Below are 16,384 nucleotides of genomic sequence, written 5' to 3'. Positions count from 1 at the left end.
GAGTGGTTATTACATTTGCTGATCTTTTGTCATTTTAAATGAAAAATAGACAGAGAGTTTGAAAGTATAAATTAATCTATTGAAAAATTGTGGGGTAAGTAAGAGGAGCGATTAAGATGAATAAAGTATATGAGGTACTATCTTTAAACATAGGGTTACCAAAAGAGGTTACATACGGCGGAAAGGTAATTCATACAGGTATAAATAAGAAGCAAGTAAGGGAACCAGTGTTTTTATCCTTTTTAAAATTTAATGGAGATGGGCAAGCGGACTTAGTTCATCATGGCGGAGTAGATAAAGCAGTTTGTGTTTATTCTGGAGAACATTATAGATACTGGGAAAAAGAGTTGAATGAAGACCTTGTATATGGAGCATTCGGAGAAAATATAACAATTAGTGGTCTGTGTGAAGAGGATGTTTGTATTGGTGATACATTTCAAATTGGAGAAGCGATTGTCCAAGTGACGCAACCAAGACAACCTTGTTTTAAATTAGCTAAGAAATACAATATTCCAAAGTTACCACTATATTTTCAAGAAACAGGATATACAGGATTTTATTTTCGCGTATTAAAAGAAGGATGGGTATCACCTGCTGATACGTTAAAATTACTGAAGTCTGATCCAAAAGGTGTTACGGTAGCATTTGCTAATCGTATCATGCATAAAGAAAAACAAAATATAGAAGGGCTAAAAAGGATTTTAGAAGTACAGGCACTTTCTACGAGTTGGAGAAATACATTTGAAAGGCGAATGAGGGGAGAAGAAATTAACACGCAGGAGAGACTAGAAGGAAAAAAATAATAAAAAATATTTTTTATAAATGGTGCATTTCTATTAGTAAAAACGACTTAGAAAGCACTATTTTTATATAACAAACTTATTAATATTCAAAAATCCTAATATTATTTTATTCGACTTATTTTCAAATAGTCAAAACATAAAATAAATTAGACTTTTTTTTTATATTTTATGATAGTATATTGATTGGTAAGACCTATTACTTTAAGAGTAGGTTCTACAACTACATCTAATTTGATGGAATTAACGTATGGAGGGACAACATGGGGAATGTTGAAAATTTTGAAAAACTTCTTTTAGAAGAACCGAAAAGAGAGCAGTTATTTCCTTTATTTGAAGAAGTGTTTGGGATTACAATTCAAACATTGAATGATTTTTCAAAGAGAGGTTATTGGGATGATACATACAAAGCTTTATCATTTTTACATGACGATAAAGCGATTGCAAATGTTGCGGTATTTTCGCTACCGTTGCTAGTAAATGGTGCAAGAATAAATGCAGCCGGCATTCAAACGGTAATGACTCACCCTGATTTTCGTAGACAAGGACTCATGACACAATTAATAAGTAAAATGATAGAAGAAATTGATAAGAAATGTGAATGTACATTATTATTTACGGAAAAACCGGAACTATATACATCATTTGGGTTTAAAGTTGTGCAGGAGTATTTGATGACTATTCTATATGATAAAAAGAATAATAATGACTCCTTACTTAGAAAATTAGATTATTATATGGAAGAGGATAGAAAGTTAATACATGAAACTATTGATAGTAGCCAAAGACTTTCAAATAATTTTTCAACATTAAACTTCCGTCCTTCGTTTTATTTGAATATGTATGATTCTGGATGGAATGGGAAATTGTATTATTCAGAAAAACTAGATGCTCTAATTGTGTATGAAGTAGATAATGAAAAGTTGAAATTATATGGAGTATTTGCACCAGTAATTCCAGTTTTAGATGAAATATGCGGAGAAATCGCTGAAAGATTTACAGAAATCGAATTTTACTTCTCACCAGATCAATTAGGGATTGAGGATGTACAATTTACAGAATTACAGTCTAATAAGTATTTAATGGTTCGAAGTAATAAAGAGTTAGATTTTAAAGGTTATAAATTCCCTGTATTAGCGGAGTTTTAAATGTTTGTATAAAGGCTTTATTATGGAGGAACTATGAATATATCGTATATACCTAAACATGTTGAGCAGCTCACTATAATGAATGTCCCTGAATATTATAAAGTTAATGACAACCGGTCGTTTATCGTCCGTTCCAAAGCAGAAACAGATTTCTGGCTTAAAACACATTATGGTTTTGAAGTAATGAATGGTCATGTATTTTATAATGAAATGATGACAGACTTTCAAGCTGAAGTTCAATTGTGTATGAATCCAAATTCAAAATACGATCAAGCAGGTCTTTTTGTTATGATTTCGGAAAAGTGTTGGTTGAAAACTTCATTAGAGTATATTCCAGATGGCCCTTCTCATTTAGGAGCTGTCGTAACGAATAATGGATATTCTGATTGGTCAACACAAGACTTTCCAACAGAATTAGCTAACGAGCAACTTCGTTTTCGAATTGTTCGTAAACGTGGCGATTATATAATATATGTAAAAAATAGCTGTCAATGGGAACAAATAAGAATTGCTCATTTGATGGAGGATATAGGGAATGCGCCTGTTAAAATAGGTTTTTACACGTGTAGTCCTTCTAAAAACAATGGATTTGAGACTGAGTTTTTAGATTTTACAATTGAAGAGATATAGATGAAAAACCGTATTCTTTCTACTTAAGAATACGGTTTTTCTATTTGTGTAATATAAAGCACATTTATTGACCAGAAAGTCATTAATGCTTATCATTTAATAATGTTAAATATTAATTTGCATAATATAATAGAAGTACTGGAAAAATCAAAAAATATATGGCTTAAGTAAGGAGGGTATGAATTATTAAATGGTAATTTCATAGGAAAAAGGAGATTAAGTATGAAATCATTTCGCGAATTATTACAGTATTTAAAACCATACTTGTTCTTCGCAATTATTGGACCGCTATTTATGGTACTTGAGGTTGCGATGGACTTAATTCAACCGACTATTATGCAACATATTATTGATGTTGGGATAGCAAATCGTGATTTGAATTATGTAATAAAAATGGGGCTTCTTATGATAGGAGCTGCAGCACTCGGTTTAGTTGGAGGACTTGGGTGTATGATGTATTCTACAAAAGCAGCTGTTAATTTCGCTACAGACATACGAAAAGATGTATTTGCGAAAGTAGAAACATTTTCTAGTGAAAATCGTGATTCATTTGGAACTGGGAAATTATTAACGATTGTGACAAATGATATTACTTCTATTCAATCGGCGATGACGATGACATTACGTGTACTTGTTCGTGGTCCTTTGTTATTTATCGGAAGTATAATAATTGTTTTTGTAACAGCACGTGAGTTATTTCCTATATTACTTGTGGTTGTTCCAATTTTATTACTTGCGATTATATTCATTGCAAGTAAAGCGAGCGGAACGTTCAAAAAAGTGCAAGAAGCATTAGATAAAGTGAATACAAAGCTACAAGAAAATTTATCTGGAGTACGTGTTATTAAAGCGTATGTAAGACAAAAATATGAAATTACTCAGTTTGGAGATGTTAATACAAATTTAACGAAGATAAATATTCGAGCGGTGCAGCTTATTTCCATAATGATGCCAATCATTATGTTAGTTGTAAGCGGCGGGATTGTCGCAACATTATGGATTGGTGGAGAAAAAGTATTTGATGGAACGCTTCAAGTAGGAGCTATTTTAGCGTTTATAAACTATTTGAATATTATTTTAATGTCACTTATGTCTATAAGTATGGTATTTATGCAAATCGCGCGAGCATTTCCATCTGCGGATCGTGTACAGCAAGTTTTAAATACTGAGGCTGATATTACGACGGAAACAAATGCGGTTGCACCTAAGCAAATCGAGGGAGAAATTGACTTTAAAAATGTTAGTTATAGTTACACGAAAAATAATGAATATGTTTTAAAAGATATTTCATTTAACATATGTAAAGGTGAAAAAGTAGGAATTATCGGTTCTACAGGAAGTGGTAAATCTACTTTAGCAAAACTGTTACCGCGTTTATACGATGTTGATCAAGGGGAAGTATGCATTGATGGAATAAATGTTAGAGCATACGATTTACAAAAACTTCGTGCTTCTATCGGGTTTGTACCTCAAAAGGCATTATTGTTTTCAGGTAGCATAGAAGAGAACTTACGTTATGGTAAAGAAAATGCAACGAATGACGAACTGGAAGTAGCGGCTTCATCAGCTTGTGCGACTGAGTTTATTAACAAGTTGGAAGATTCATATCAATATCATTTAACACAAGGTGCAACGAATTTATCAGGTGGACAAAAACAACGTGTATCAATTGCAAGGGCACTTGTGAGAAAGCCATCCATTCTTATATTAGATGATTCTACATCAGCAGTTGATGCGAAATCAGAATCTAACATCCAATCGGCATTAAGAACAGAATATAAAGGAACAACAACATTATTAATCGCCTCTAAAATCTCATCTATAATAGATGCTGATAAAATTCTCGTTTTAGATAACGGTGAATTAGTTGGTGATGGTACACATGAAGAATTGTTAGAACAATGTGAGGTATATCAAGAAATTTATCTTTCCCAAGGTGGCAATTTACATAAAGAAGGTGGGAAAGAACATGCGTAATTTTCAAGGGCAATTTGCTAATAAAGGTGGGCGTAACGCGCCTAAAATGGGTGAAGCTAGAAACACAAAAGGAACTGTATTGCGAGTATGGAACTATATGGGGTATCAAAAGGCTGCTCTTACGTTCGTTATATTTTTAGTATTTGTTACGACGTTACTTGGGTTATTAGGTCCTTATTTAATGGGAGTAATTATAGATCAATATATTGTACCGAAAGATTTAAACGGTACGGCGAGAATGTGTTTGTTACTTATCGCGATTTACGGTGTAACAGTATTGTTAACTTGGCTACAAACATTTGTCATGGTTAACGTTGCATTAAAAACGATACAAAAAATACGACAAGATATTTTTGAGAAAATCCAAACGCTTTCTTTACGGTTCTTTGATGTACGTTCTCAAGGGGATTTAATGAGCCGTGTTACAAATGATATAGATAATTTGAATCAAGCGTTGACGCAAAGTGTTGTACAAATTATTTCATCAGCATTAACCTTTATAGGTGTAACGATTGCGATGTTCGCATTAGATTGGATTTTAGCGATTGTTACTTTAATTACAGTACCTATTATGTTTTTCGTTACAAAAAAACTAGTTACTTATAGTGGTAAAAACTTTGCAAAGCGTCAACGAGATTTAGGAGAATTAAATGGTTTTATTGAGGAAGCTATAACAGGAGCGGATGTTACAACGTTATATGGGAAAGAAAAAGAAACCGTACAAACTTTCAATAAAATTAATGAACAATTAAGAGTTTCAGCTACGAAGGCGGATACATTTTCAGCTTTTATTTTTCCAAGTATGAACTTTATAAATAACTTAGGTATGGGGCTTGTAATTGGGGCTGGTTCAGTTATGGTTTTAAATGGAATGACAACAGTAGGTGTCATTGCGGCTTTTATTAATTATTCTCGTCAATTCTCAAGACCACTAAGTCAATTCGCCACTTTAATGAATACAATTCAAGCGGCAGTTGCTGGTGGAGAACGTGTCTTTGAAATTATGGATGAAGTACCAGAAATTCAAAATAAAAAAGATGCATGCATTGTACAAAATTTACAAGGGCATGTTGCACTCGAGAATGTTTCATTTGGTTATGAGGAAAATAAAACGATTTTAAAAGAAGTGAGTCTTAAGGCACAGCCAGGGGAGACAATTGCTTTAGTTGGTCCAACTGGATCGGGCAAAACAACAATCATTAATTTGCTAACTCGCTTTTACGATATACAGCAAGGGCAAATTCATATCGATGGAAAAAATATAAAAGATTATGATATTAATTCGTTGCGGAGTAAAATAGGAGTAGTTTTACAAGATACGTACTTATTTGCTGGGACGATTATGGATAATATTCGTTATGGTCGATTAGATGCTAGTGATGATGAAGTAATCAATGCAGCTAAGGCAGCATCTGCACATTCTTTTATTAAACATTTACCGAATCAATATGAAACAAAAATTGCTTCAGAAGGATCGAATTTAAGTCAAGGACAAAAACAACTTCTTGCGATTGCGCGGGCGATTTTAGCAGATGCAGATATATTAATTCTTGATGAAGCGACATCTAATATTGATACGAGAACAGAATTACAAATACAAGAAGGACTAAACAATTTAATGAGAGGTCGAACAAGTTTCGTAATCGCTCATCGACTGAAAACGATTGAAAAAGCAGATCAAATCCTTGTTATAAAAGATGGAAGTATTTTGGAAAGAGGGAATCATGAATCTCTTATGGAAGATAGAGGGTTTTACTTTGATCTGTATACGAGTCAGTTTAAAATTTAATAAGAACTTTGATATGGTGCGGTTTCTCTAGGAAAGAGAAACCGTATTTTTATATTTGAAAACATTATTATCCAAATAGTTGTTCACTAAATGTTTTAACTGCGTATTCTTGTATCCAAGGTAAAACATGCGTAAGCTTATGAAAACACCTTTATGACCCAATTGTTCACTTGTAAATTTTTGGATGTACAAATTGTTCCAAAAAAGTGTTGCATGAGTATGACGTAAACTATGAAATTGAATTTTTTAAATTCAGATTTTATTAAATGAGCCTTAAAAATATCATGAAATCCACTTTGATAACCTCATGTAGCTTTTTTGATGCTAACAACTAAATCACAGTCCGTGATACGCTTGACCAAGAATTGCTTTATCAGTGTGTGTTATAATTTTATGTTATTATAATGCTTTGATTGATTTTTTTAACAATTGAGACTAATCGTTTAGGAATTGAAGTTTCTGTATTTAATAGTAAAATAATTGAACTTTGATTATATAACGGCAGTGGAACAAATAGAGCGAATGAAGACAACCTTAATGAGTGTTTCACATTGTATTTATACATTTTAATGATTTGATGAATAATACAATTTTAATTTTATTAAAAAAGACACTGTTTCCAGTGTCCCAACTTACTACGAGAGTTTTATGAGGAAACTTAAATAGGTGAATTTAAGTTTCTCTATAATATATGAAACTACAATTAGAAAATCACTTATTTTTTAAAGGAGTTAATGGGTAATTGTACGTGCTAAAATCTTTATTAAAAATATCTTGTACTAATTGGATAGTTTCATGATCATAAAAACTATCATATGTTGGGAGGCGTGGGAATAAAGGGTTCGTAATATCAGCATCTGCAAAAGTACCTTTATAAATCGCCCTGTCTTTCTGATGATGCCATGATTTGGTTAGTATTTGTAAAGGAGAATTTTTTAATTGATATGTTTGTTCTAAGCGCACAATTTCAGTAGAGAAATTTTCAAGGTAGATATACTTTGTAACAAACTCTTCCTCACCTGGTTCATATTGCTGCATTAAATGAGGATCTACTTGTTCTAAATCTATCATTTGCGCTTTTAAGTAGTAGAGAAAGATTTTAAATGAAATAGGTTTATTACAAAATTCATTACCATAATAAAAATTCCGAATAGGATTCCATGCTGGGTTTTCTATATAAGGGGGGGCAATTAGTGAAAAGAATGAACTTACAGCTCTTGTATAGGGGTTTCTCACTAATTTATAGGTATCTTTTCTGTTTGAATATAAAGCCGCAGCTAGTTCAATAAAGTAGTCCGAAGAGTTTTTGTATATTTCATTTTCATAATTATGAATGAAAGAATCGTATTTTATGGCTTGTTTAAATAAATTTATTTGATAAAAAAACCAATGTGCAAGAGAGGTACAGCCACTTTTTTGACTCCAAAATAAAATTAAAGGGAAGTTAGAATTAAAGAGGGGAACGCGTCCATATTTAATAATATTTGCAAAAGACATGGCTAGCCTCCATTCAGTTATGTCAAGTACTTTTAGTTTATGAATAAAGAACTTGGCATATGAACAAGAGAAGAGAAGTAAAATAGATAATTTAAAATAATATAATTCTGAAATGAAAGAGTTATTTTATAGAAATGTGAAAAGAGCACACAGAAAATGTGTACTCATCACAATCTAAATTATTTTAAGGACCATGATATATCATCAAGGGCTTTATAAATATAACTATACATACGGTAAAAGAGATACTTTGGATTGTATTTTTGTTTCCAGTTCATAATAATCACCCCTCATACAAATAGTTTAATTATATTATATAGTTGTTAATTCGAATGTTAAGAAAATCTGATGTGAATTAAGATAAATTTAAACAAAATAGTTATTTTATAACCCAAAATAAAAGAACCCGTTTGTTATAAACGGATTCTTCACACAAGGTCTGCAAGAAATTCAAGGTAACTGGACCAGAGCACCATATAGAATTTCTTTTGATATTAATGTATTCAAAGAAATCTAAAATGTTAATAGTAATTAAACAAAATTCTTATTTTAAAGTTAAAGAGCGCCTTGTAGAGCGCTTCTTATAGCTAATTATGAATGTTTATGTTCAATCTTAGATTTCTTGCTTGGAGGAATAAAATGCTCTTGAACAAAGTTTTGATAGACAATACCGCCAATAATTACAATATAAAACACCGTACAAAAGAAGATTAAAATGTATTTTACTGCCTTGTTCATATTTGTACCGTCCTAAAAGAGAATTATTTAGATTTTAATAGGGTATGTAAAAAAAGGTGCATTTATACAAGGGAAGGGTAGCTAGCAAAAGTAAAACAAAATCTTTATTTAAAAACTAAAGAGCGCTTTTTAAAGCGCTCCTTAATAAAAATAAAAAAGAATACCTCATGATACTGTATGTATGTTTTTTAGGAATGTTCGAGATTTAATATAAAAACGCTATTTAAGTAGAAAACATTAAAAAGGACCTGATTAGGGGTGCGGGTCCTTTTAATGGAACAATAGAAGTTTGTGAAATTACCAATATATTACCATAAAAGGTAATCAATTTCCACAACCGGAGTGTTGAGAAATGAAAGAAAACAAAATAAAAAAGAGCACCATGCATAAGTGCTCTTTAAATTAGGAGGTAACACTTTGAGCTGGATGTTTAGGTTAAAAATATATGACGTAGAAAAGAAATAAGACTTAAAATTTATTTTCCACTCCATACAAAAAGAAGCTAGCAAATGCTAACTGTTTGTTGAAAAAAGAATCCAACCAAAGTTATTTACTGACAGAGTTTCAGGAAACAAATGATTAAATTAATCTAACTTTTCAATTACAATTGAAGCATTTACATTTGTTTGTGTTCCACCTGCCAAAGTCTGCAAAGTAACCGCAGCAGCGGAAGTATGATTATTAAGGGTAAGAATATCACCTGCTGCTAAAGTGAGAATTGTTTGCCCATTGTTTTGTTGAGTACCCGCACCTGATCCATAAATGGAGTTGGTAACGGGAGCCCCATTTAAAAAGAGGGCAAATTGATTAGGTTCAACTCCTGATACAGAAAAAGAAATTTTATAATCTCCAGCATTAATAACTGTCATCTGAGAAGTTCCAAGAGTATGAGTAAAACCGGATGTGATTCTACCGTGTGAATTAAAAAGAATAGGTGCTTCTAAGGCAACAACTTGAGCTGCTGTATTGAAAACATAAGCATACTGAGATAAACCAGATACTGTAAGACCGGCAGGCCCAGTAGGTCCGGTAGCTCCAGCGGTTCCTGGTAATCCAGTAGGCCCAGGAATGCCTTGGATACCTTGAAGCCCAGTTGGTCCAGTCGGGCCGATAGGTCCAATAAGTCCTGGATTACCTTGAATACCTTGGATACCCTGAATTCCAGTCGCCCCAGTTATTCCAGTGGGTCCAATAGGACCAATAGGCCCTGGATTACCTTGTATCCCCTGAATCCCTTGACTTCCTTGAGGTCCAGTGGGGCCAGGAATGCCTTGGATGCCTTGGATACCTTGAAGTCCGGTTGGTCCTGGTGGTCCCCCGGAAGGTCCAGTCGGGCCCGTTGGTCCTGGCGGTCCCCCGGAAGGGCCGGTAGGTCCAATAGCTCCAGAAGGTCCAGTTGGACCTACAGAACCAGGAATGCCAGGAATCCCTTGAGGGCCGGTCGGGCCAGGAATCCCTTGAATGCCAGGAATCCCTTGAATGCCTTGGATGCCTTGGATACCTTGAATTCCAGAAGGTCCAGTTGGACCAATAGATCCAGAAATCCCTTGAGGACCAGTAGGTCCCGGGTTACCTTGAATTCCAGTAGGTCCGGTAGGCCCCCGAGGTCCACCTGAAGGTCCAGTAGCTCCAGTAGGTCCCGAAGGTCCAGTAGACCCGATTTGAGGCAAAGGAAAGGCGCATGGAAATGGGATGTGACATTTCTTTTTAAATTTACTCATTTTTACACCTCCGTTATAAATAACTAGCCAATTTTTATTTATACTTTAACAACTTATGAGCAAGCAGACATACGGGTGTAAGGAAAAACCATAAAAATCACATGAAAGGTTTTAAGAGCAAGTCTCTATTTCACATTCCATACCAAAAAGAGCACCATATATAAGTGCTCTTCTGACCAAGACCTATTGTAAACCTATGACTTGTGAGTGTTCTCGAAATTAATATATGATTCAACAATTATTCAGTGCAGGGGATATTAAAAAGAGCGCTTCGGAAAGCGCCCTTCTGTAGCGACTATCCACCCTAAAAAGAATGCAATATATCATCTGAAGTTACGTTTGTTTAATTGAGTGTTTTTTGTATAAAAATTTCATTTTGTAGAAAAGGGGAATGGATATGAGATTCATAGGAATGGTAGCAAATATGTTTAATGAGGAAGATCGTTACTTTAATGCAATTCAAGGACCATTGAATGTAGGTGAAAAGTATGAGGTTGGTGTGATTATTAATAAAGCTGTTTTCGGGGCAGTTGATGGTGTGTTTGTGGAGATACAAGAGTATTGCGGAAATATTGAAGGTGTTCATCTGTTCTCGCGATACAGCGTTTCAAAGAGAATGTTTGTCATCACTGAAATGGTAACTGGTAAAATCGTTTCTCATTCACCAGTTAGTTCAAATAGAGCATTTCTTAAAGCGCAATATATGGTGCGTAAAAATATTGAGAAATTGTATAAGAGTTTGGAAATCCACAAAAAGAGATGTTATGTGAATGTGTTGATTGAAGACATACCGGAGCATTTAAGAGAGAAAGTGATTGAGAATTGTAAACGGAAAGTTGAAACGAAGATGGTACAAGATGCATAGCTCAATAAAAGGTGCTTATTGGGACACTTTAGATAAAATAGCCCGTAAAGAAGATGATAAGGTGTTAATTAAACTTATGAGAGATGTAGAAAATGCTGTTGATGATGAATTTCTCAAGCAAATTGAAGAAGGAACATTATTTGGAGGATTACAGAATAAAAGAGCAGCTAGCAAAAACTAACTGCCCGGCTAGTTCTCCAAGGGGGAACAAGGAGAAAGTAACTTAATGGGTTGTCTACAGTATTGACGGAATATTGAGTTTTATTCAGGGCTGGTTCCAAAAAAGTGACATACCGCCAAAATATAAAATTATTAAAAGGACAATTACTATGAAAGCAATTAAAGAAACTTTCTTCCAGGAATTTTTCATTAGTAGACCTCCTTTATGAAGAATATTAACACTTTATAAGGAACTGAACAAAATAATCCTTTGAAAAGAAAGTGAGGTTAAAAGAATGGAGGGTAACGTAAAGCTTTTAGGTGATGATGGAATGTTAGGGATGGAGTTCAAGGAAAGAACGATCTGTGTTTATAACACGGAAGACGATGTGATGGAATTATTTTCTACGAGAGTGCACACTCAAAAAGTCATTGATTTTCTTGAAGAATGTAAAAAAGAAATGAAGTAAAAGTTCAACAGAGTAGATCGAACGGAGGGGAACCGTATCGTATGAATCAATTGTTATTTTTTAAAGACATCGATGAAAAGGAGATGTGAAGACTTGTGGTGAAAGAGCTGAGAAACTACAAAGAATTGTGCGTCCGGATGAAAAATCAAGAAGAGCAGGAAAATTAGCGAAGGGAGTGTGTTTATAAGCTAGTACGTTTATATTTTGAAAACTAGTTAAGCAAGGAGAAATAAAGGAAGTAAAAAGAAGCAGAAGAAAAAGATGATTCTGTAAAAAGCAACCATTTGGGTGCTTTTTCTTTTACACAAAACAAACGAACTCAATGAAAAAAATAGCGATGTATGAGATTTTTATACTAGTGGGTTTGAAATTTAATATAGTGCGGTTTCTCTAGAAAGGGGAAACCGCACTATATTAAATTTGTAAAGATAATTATAAATATAGAGTTGGATTTTTTAAAATACACGAATAGTTAGTAAAAAATAGCAACTTCAGTGCCAGATGGAAGAATTAATTTACGTGGAATTGTAATAATCTCAAGAGCCATCTGTGCTGAATAGAGAAGTATTGGAGTTAATTCTAAAGCGGGAGTTAATAATAATATAAAGCTCGTTAAAATTGCAAAGCTCCCCCAAAAGAAACTTTTTGAAGTGTTACGGAAATCTTTTATTAAAGAAAAGAAAGAAAAAAATGCTGTAACAATGAGTATCAAAAATTTATATTTATCAGTTATTAAACCCCTCCTAAAGAACAGTAAGTTATATTATAACGTATTTGTCTGTATTATAATAAAAAGATTTTGAAATCAATAGTTTAAAGACGTAAATGCCGCAACTTAAAAATATTAGTTGTGGTTTTTATTTTTAAGTTGCTTATTTTAGAAAATAGATAATCTAGAATTAAAAATTAAAAAATAGATTAGTGCCCAAATTTTGTTTGCTGGAGAAGTACTGGATATTTGACCGGACAATAAGACGAGCTTTGAATATAGTAATAAAAAAGGATGTGGAACAATGGCTAGATATAGTTTACACGCAGGGCACAATAGTATTGTACAGGGCGCAAATTATGGGAATCGGAAAGAACACATTATGGATCGCCAAGTTAAGGATGCGGTTGTTGCTAAATTAAGAGCATTAGGGCATACAGTTTATGATGATACTGATGAAGTAGGGACAACACAAGCGCAAAATTTAAATAACATTGTATCTAAAACAAACTCACATGATGTAGACTTAGTAGTTTCATTTCATTTAAACTCATATGATACGAATGCTAATGGTGTTGAAGTACTGTATTATGACCAACAAGCTTTATCAGCAAAGATAGCAGCGCAACTTTCAAAAGATATTGGCTGGTCAAATCGTGGCGCGAAGGAGCGAAAAGACCTTTATGTATTAGCGAATACGAAAGCACCTGCGATCTTAATTGAACTTGGATTTATCGATAATGAAGCAGATATGTCAAAATGGAATCCAGATAAGATTGCAAATTCAATTGTTTATGCGTTAACGGGGCAATCTGGTGGGACAACTCCGCCAGCCAAAAAAAATATCATTCAATCAGGAGCTTTTTCACCGCATGAAACCCCCGATGTAATGGGAGCATTAACGTCACTAAAAATGACAGCTAACTTCATCTTACAATCGGATGGTCTAACATATTTTATCTCTGAACCAACTTCAGATGCGCAACTTAAAGGAATGACGGATTACCTTGATCGTAAAGGCTGGTGGTATGAAGTTAAGTAAAGATTTTAGTTTAGTGGAACAGAATATTTAAAAATCAATAGTCAAAAAAGAGGATTACTTATAATGAGTAATCCTCTTTTTATTTTATCTCGTATGAATAAGAGTAGATATAGAAGATTACCGCCTTAAAACTAAATAAGTAATGCATGTAAGCGGGAGGTTCGTTTGGTATATCAGCTATATTTGTAAATCATACTTTTAAACAGAAATGAAATTTAGAATTTGAATTTAATTGACTACAATTGAAATAGCACTAAAAACTAATAAAACGGCCATAATGATGTTAAATGATTTAGTATGTTTTAATAAAAGTTTTTGGAACATGGAACCAAATAAGCTCCAACTAAATGTACTCATTAACCCGACTACACCTAGAAATAATGAGAAAAGTAGAAAACTTGAATATGAATTATAGTAAGGGAGAATAAAAGTTGATACTACAGTCAGCCCGAATAGTATCCCTTTAGGGTTAACAAACTGAAGAAAAATTCCCACTGTAAATAAGTTTTTATTATGTTTTTCATCGGAATCTGTACTAGTTTTACTAGTGAGTATTTTAAAAGCTAAATATAGCATATATGCTACACCTAAAATTTTTAAAGGGAATTCGATTATGGGTAGGATATTAATTAGTACAATATTAAAGAAGCTACATAAGGAGGTGAGGATGAAAAACCCGAAAGCTACTCCAAAACAAAATTGCATACTCCTTTTTAAACCATGTTGATTAGCGTATGTCATAGCTAAAAAATTGTTAGGACCGGGTGTGAAGCTACTTATAAAAACAAATAACAAAAAAGAAAATATAGGCATTTCAAAACCCCCTAATTATTTAGTGTATGTTATAATGACCGAAAAGAACAATATAACGTGTGCTCTTTATTATACATAACGGTCGTTATATTGTATATAGTGTAGGGGTGTTTCTTATGGAAGAAATTCAACTTATTTTGGCGAAAAATTTAAAAACAATACGAGAGAAAGAAAAAATGAGTTTGGAAAAGGTCTCGCAATTAACAGGTGTGAGTAAAACGATGATTGGACAAATTGAACGAGGGGAGTCAAGTCCAACATTAACAACGATATGGAAAATTGCTAATGGTTTGAAAGTGTCTTTTACTTCTTTAATCAATAATCCGCAACCAGATACGAAAGTTGTTTTACGAAATGATGTTCAAGTATTATCAGAAGACAATGGGAGATATAAAGTGTATCCTACTTTTCCTTTTCAAGATGATAGGAACTTTGAAATCTATACGGTTGAAATTGAAACAGAAGGAAAATTAAGTTCGGAAGGCCATAAAGAAGGAACCGAAGAATTTATAACGGTGTTTGAAGGGGAATTGATAATTGAAATAAATGATTGTCAATATACATTAAATAGCGGAGATGCAATTTGCTTTAAGGCGGATAGACCGCACTCTTATCATAATTCCGGAAGTACGCTAACTCGGTTAAGTATGACCATTTATTATCCAACTGCATAAACTTACAATTGCATCAAGAATATAAAGAAATGTGTGTTTATAAACCATCTATAAGAGATGGTTTTATTTTTTAAAATTCATAAAAAAGACACTCGTTTGAGTGTCGACATAGTATTGCTCTCGCGTATAGGATTGGAGTATGTTTCTCAAATACGTTTTGAGATGGTTCGCATTTTGGGAAACTGTCTTCTTATTCAATGTAACATTGGCAGGGAGAAGTGTAAATTGATAATGTATATACGGAAAATTTAGTATAGATATTTTCTACTATTAACATAGTGCAAAATGTTTTTTATTGCTTAATCACTATCGTGTAGTTATTGAAAGAATATTAGCTTTAATTACGTAATCTTTTCTATTTGACCATTTAAGAATGATTATTATAAAAAAGAACGAATCATTTTTTAATCAATTCGTATAATTGTTAAAGAGGCACCAGTTGAACCACCTCCAACTAAATTAACTACGGATAATACTCCGAATAGTTGAAGTGAAATTGTATTACCAGCAATTAAATTGGTTATTAAATTATTATTATAGTTTGAAGTTGATATTGCGGGTGAAAAAATAGATCCGGGAAGTGGAGTCGAAGAGTTTAATAGTAGCCTTGTACCAGCAAGTAGAGAAGTTGTTGTATTAATTTGATAGGTTAAACAATATCTTCCAGTAACAGGAATTGTACATATATCATTTGTAGCGTTCACTGTAAAATTACCGAGACTTTGGTTATTAGAAAGTGGAATATTAGTTCCACCTAATATGACTGAGATGGGACCACCTAATGTATTATTAGCGAACATAGAGTTTGTTGTAATAATGGGTCCAGTAATACCTGTGGGCCCAGTAGGACCTGTAAGTCTGTATGGAAGAATAATTTCAAGAGCCAGTGATAATAGTTCTTTTTTCATTTTTTCATTCTTATCTTGAATATAAATCACCTCATTTTTAAATTAGAACGTAACCGATTTAGTATTTTGAAATGGAACTATCATTTTATTATATTATTACTACTAGTTATAGCAACGGTAAAAAGTTTACTATATGTAAAAATCATTTGAGAATGAAAAAAGTAGTTATGGAATTCTTCTAAAATGATAGATGTATTATTTTGTTAAGTAGTAAACAAAAATGTGGAACGAGGTATTAAAGTGAAGCGAGATAATAAACTATCAATAAATAAAGCTATGATAGAACCTGAAAACATTGGACCTACGTTTCCAGTTCTTCCCCCAATTTATATTCCAACGGGCCCAACGGGTTTAACGGGAATGACCGGTGCGACGGGTCCAACTGGTTTACCAGGATCACCGGGAGTAACAGGTCCAACTGGTTTACCAGGATCACCGGGAGTA

17 protein-coding genes are annotated in these 16,384 nt (G+C 33.2%); 11 read left to right on the top strand and 6 right to left on the bottom strand.

What is annotated here, in order from left to right:
• Positions 1–116 precede the first annotated feature (116 nt).
• The 5 genes from AC1Q8N_RS04355 (at position 117) to AC1Q8N_RS04335 (ending at position 6,344) form a co-directional block, all read left to right on the top strand.
• Positions 117–803 carry an MOSC domain-containing protein gene (locus AC1Q8N_RS04355; RefSeq protein WP_098132880.1) on the top strand — a complete coding sequence of 229 codons (687 nt, stop codon included), beginning with the start codon at positions 117–119 and terminating at the stop codon, positions 801–803.
• A 260-nt stretch (positions 804–1,063) separates the two neighbouring features.
• Entirely contained in the window at positions 1,064–1,948 is an 885-nt protein-coding gene (locus AC1Q8N_RS04350) for a GNAT family N-acetyltransferase (RefSeq protein WP_431096095.1), read from the top strand.
• 33 nt (positions 1,949–1,981) lie between these two features.
• Positions 1,982–2,578, top strand: a complete 597-nt coding sequence (locus AC1Q8N_RS04345; protein ID WP_098132876.1) for a DUF1349 domain-containing protein — start codon at positions 1,982–1,984, stop codon at positions 2,576–2,578.
• A gap of 222 nt (positions 2,579–2,800) precedes the next feature.
• The gene (locus AC1Q8N_RS04340; protein ID WP_098920457.1) at positions 2,801–4,555 is read left to right on the top strand and encodes an ABC transporter ATP-binding protein; all 1,755 of its coding nucleotides are present in this window, start codon (positions 2,801–2,803) and stop codon (positions 4,553–4,555) included.
• Complete coding sequence (locus AC1Q8N_RS04335; RefSeq protein WP_431096091.1) at positions 4,548–6,344, top strand: ABC transporter ATP-binding protein; 1,797 nt, start codon at positions 4,548–4,550, stop codon at positions 6,342–6,344. Before AC1Q8N_RS04340 ends, AC1Q8N_RS04335 begins: the two co-directional genes overlap by 8 nt.
• A gap of 711 nt (positions 6,345–7,055) precedes the next feature.
• Here the strand turns inward: AC1Q8N_RS04335 and AC1Q8N_RS04330 are convergent.
• The 3 genes from AC1Q8N_RS04330 to AC1Q8N_RS04320 form a co-directional block, all read right to left on the bottom strand.
• Positions 7,056–7,841, bottom strand: a complete 786-nt coding sequence (locus AC1Q8N_RS04330) for a sulfotransferase family 2 domain-containing protein (RefSeq protein WP_493521092.1) — start codon at positions 7,839–7,841, stop codon at positions 7,056–7,058.
• Between the two features lie 591 nt (positions 7,842–8,432).
• Entirely contained in the window at positions 8,433–8,579 is a 147-nt protein-coding gene (locus AC1Q8N_RS04325) for a hypothetical protein (RefSeq protein ID WP_001030513.1), read from the bottom strand.
• Between the two features lie 584 nt (positions 8,580–9,163).
• Positions 9,164–10,300 carry a BclA C-terminal domain-containing protein gene (locus tag AC1Q8N_RS04320; RefSeq protein ID WP_098642315.1) on the bottom strand — a complete coding sequence of 379 codons (1,137 nt, stop codon included), beginning with the start codon at positions 10,298–10,300 and terminating at the stop codon, positions 9,164–9,166.
• A 397-nt stretch (positions 10,301–10,697) separates the two neighbouring features.
• Here AC1Q8N_RS04320 and AC1Q8N_RS04315 point away from each other — a divergent pair, with 397 nt between their 5' ends.
• The 3 genes from AC1Q8N_RS04315 (at position 10,698) to AC1Q8N_RS04305 (ending at position 11,794) form a co-directional block, all read left to right on the top strand.
• The gene (locus tag AC1Q8N_RS04315; RefSeq protein ID WP_098076226.1) at positions 10,698–11,165 is read left to right on the top strand and encodes a hypothetical protein; all 468 of its coding nucleotides are present in this window, start codon (positions 10,698–10,700) and stop codon (positions 11,163–11,165) included.
• On the top strand, positions 11,158–11,346 hold the full coding sequence (locus tag AC1Q8N_RS04310) for a hypothetical protein (RefSeq protein WP_098076224.1): 189 nt from the start codon (positions 11,158–11,160) through the stop codon (positions 11,344–11,346). The genes AC1Q8N_RS04315 and AC1Q8N_RS04310 overlap by 8 nt, the downstream gene beginning before the upstream one ends.
• Positions 11,347–11,620: 274 nt before the next feature.
• Positions 11,621–11,794 carry a hypothetical protein gene (locus AC1Q8N_RS04305; protein WP_176519550.1) on the top strand — a complete coding sequence of 58 codons (174 nt, stop codon included), beginning with the start codon at positions 11,621–11,623 and terminating at the stop codon, positions 11,792–11,794.
• Positions 11,795–12,266: 472 nt separating this feature from the next.
• On the opposite strand, the gene AC1Q8N_RS04300 is transcribed toward AC1Q8N_RS04305, so the two are convergent.
• Complete coding sequence (locus AC1Q8N_RS04300; RefSeq protein ID WP_060488764.1) at positions 12,267–12,527, bottom strand: hypothetical protein; 261 nt, start codon at positions 12,525–12,527, stop codon at positions 12,267–12,269.
• Positions 12,528–12,807: 280 nt separating this feature from the next.
• Here AC1Q8N_RS04300 and AC1Q8N_RS04295 point away from each other — a divergent pair, with 280 nt between their 5' ends.
• A complete protein-coding gene (locus tag AC1Q8N_RS04295) occupies positions 12,808–13,545 on the top strand; it encodes an N-acetylmuramoyl-L-alanine amidase (protein ID WP_098642314.1) in 738 nt (245 codons plus the stop codon).
• 228 nt (positions 13,546–13,773) lie between these two features.
• On the opposite strand, the gene AC1Q8N_RS04290 is transcribed toward AC1Q8N_RS04295, so the two are convergent.
• Positions 13,774–14,358, bottom strand: coding sequence for a LysE family transporter (locus tag AC1Q8N_RS04290; RefSeq protein ID WP_098642313.1), 585 nt, complete (start codon positions 14,356–14,358; stop codon positions 13,774–13,776).
• A gap of 59 nt (positions 14,359–14,417) precedes the next feature.
• Between AC1Q8N_RS04290 and AC1Q8N_RS04285 the strand changes: the two genes are divergently transcribed.
• Positions 14,418–15,032 carry a helix-turn-helix domain-containing protein gene (locus tag AC1Q8N_RS04285; RefSeq protein WP_098642312.1) on the top strand — a complete coding sequence of 205 codons (615 nt, stop codon included), beginning with the start codon at positions 14,418–14,420 and terminating at the stop codon, positions 15,030–15,032.
• 404 nt (positions 15,033–15,436) lie between these two features.
• On the opposite strand, the gene AC1Q8N_RS04280 is transcribed toward AC1Q8N_RS04285, so the two are convergent.
• Positions 15,437–15,940 (bottom strand): BclA C-terminal domain-containing protein, encoded by a 504-nt coding sequence (locus AC1Q8N_RS04280; protein WP_098642311.1) that lies wholly within the window; start codon positions 15,938–15,940, stop codon positions 15,437–15,439.
• Between the two features lie 240 nt (positions 15,941–16,180).
• On the opposite strand from AC1Q8N_RS04280, the gene AC1Q8N_RS04275 reads away from it, so the two are divergent.
• The coding region (locus AC1Q8N_RS04275) for an exosporium leader peptide-containing protein (RefSeq protein WP_493521091.1) at positions 16,181–16,384 on the top strand (204 nt) is incomplete at its 3' end.

The organism is Bacillus sp. GW823-FHT06B01 (assembly GCF_058952315.1).
The sequence above is the reverse complement of the archived record's forward strand: the minus strand, read 5'-3'. Positions and strand labels throughout refer to the sequence as shown.

Coding starts and splice junctions, on each gene's coding strand:
- AC1Q8N_RS04355 (WP_098132880.1), top strand. CDS start 117: ATGAATAAAGTATATGAGGTACTATCTTTAAACATAGGGTTACCAAAA.
- AC1Q8N_RS04305 (WP_176519550.1), top strand. CDS start 11,621: ATGGAGGGTAACGTAAAGCTTTTAGGTGATGATGGAATGTTAGGGATG.
- AC1Q8N_RS04280 (WP_098642311.1), bottom strand. CDS start 15,940: ATGAAAAAAGAACTATTATCACTGGCTCTTGAAATTATTCTTCCATAC.
- AC1Q8N_RS04320 (WP_098642315.1), bottom strand. CDS start 10,300: ATGAGTAAATTTAAAAAGAAATGTCACATCCCATTTCCATGCGCCTTT.
- AC1Q8N_RS04350 (WP_431096095.1), top strand. CDS start 1,064: ATGGGGAATGTTGAAAATTTTGAAAAACTTCTTTTAGAAGAACCGAAA.
- AC1Q8N_RS04310 (WP_098076224.1), top strand. CDS start 11,158: ATGCATAGCTCAATAAAAGGTGCTTATTGGGACACTTTAGATAAAATA.
- AC1Q8N_RS04345 (WP_098132876.1), top strand. CDS start 1,982: ATGAATATATCGTATATACCTAAACATGTTGAGCAGCTCACTATAATG.
- AC1Q8N_RS04290 (WP_098642313.1), bottom strand. CDS start 14,358: ATGCCTATATTTTCTTTTTTGTTATTTGTTTTTATAAGTAGCTTCACA.
- AC1Q8N_RS04325 (WP_001030513.1), bottom strand. CDS start 8,579: ATGAACAAGGCAGTAAAATACATTTTAATCTTCTTTTGTACGGTGTTT.
- AC1Q8N_RS04295 (WP_098642314.1), top strand. CDS start 12,808: ATGGCTAGATATAGTTTACACGCAGGGCACAATAGTATTGTACAGGGC.
- AC1Q8N_RS04335 (WP_431096091.1), top strand. CDS start 4,548: ATGCGTAATTTTCAAGGGCAATTTGCTAATAAAGGTGGGCGTAACGCG.
- AC1Q8N_RS04330 (WP_493521092.1), bottom strand. CDS start 7,841: ATGTCTTTTGCAAATATTATTAAATATGGACGCGTTCCCCTCTTTAAT.
- AC1Q8N_RS04340 (WP_098920457.1), top strand. CDS start 2,801: ATGAAATCATTTCGCGAATTATTACAGTATTTAAAACCATACTTGTTC.
- AC1Q8N_RS04315 (WP_098076226.1), top strand. CDS start 10,698: ATGAGATTCATAGGAATGGTAGCAAATATGTTTAATGAGGAAGATCGT.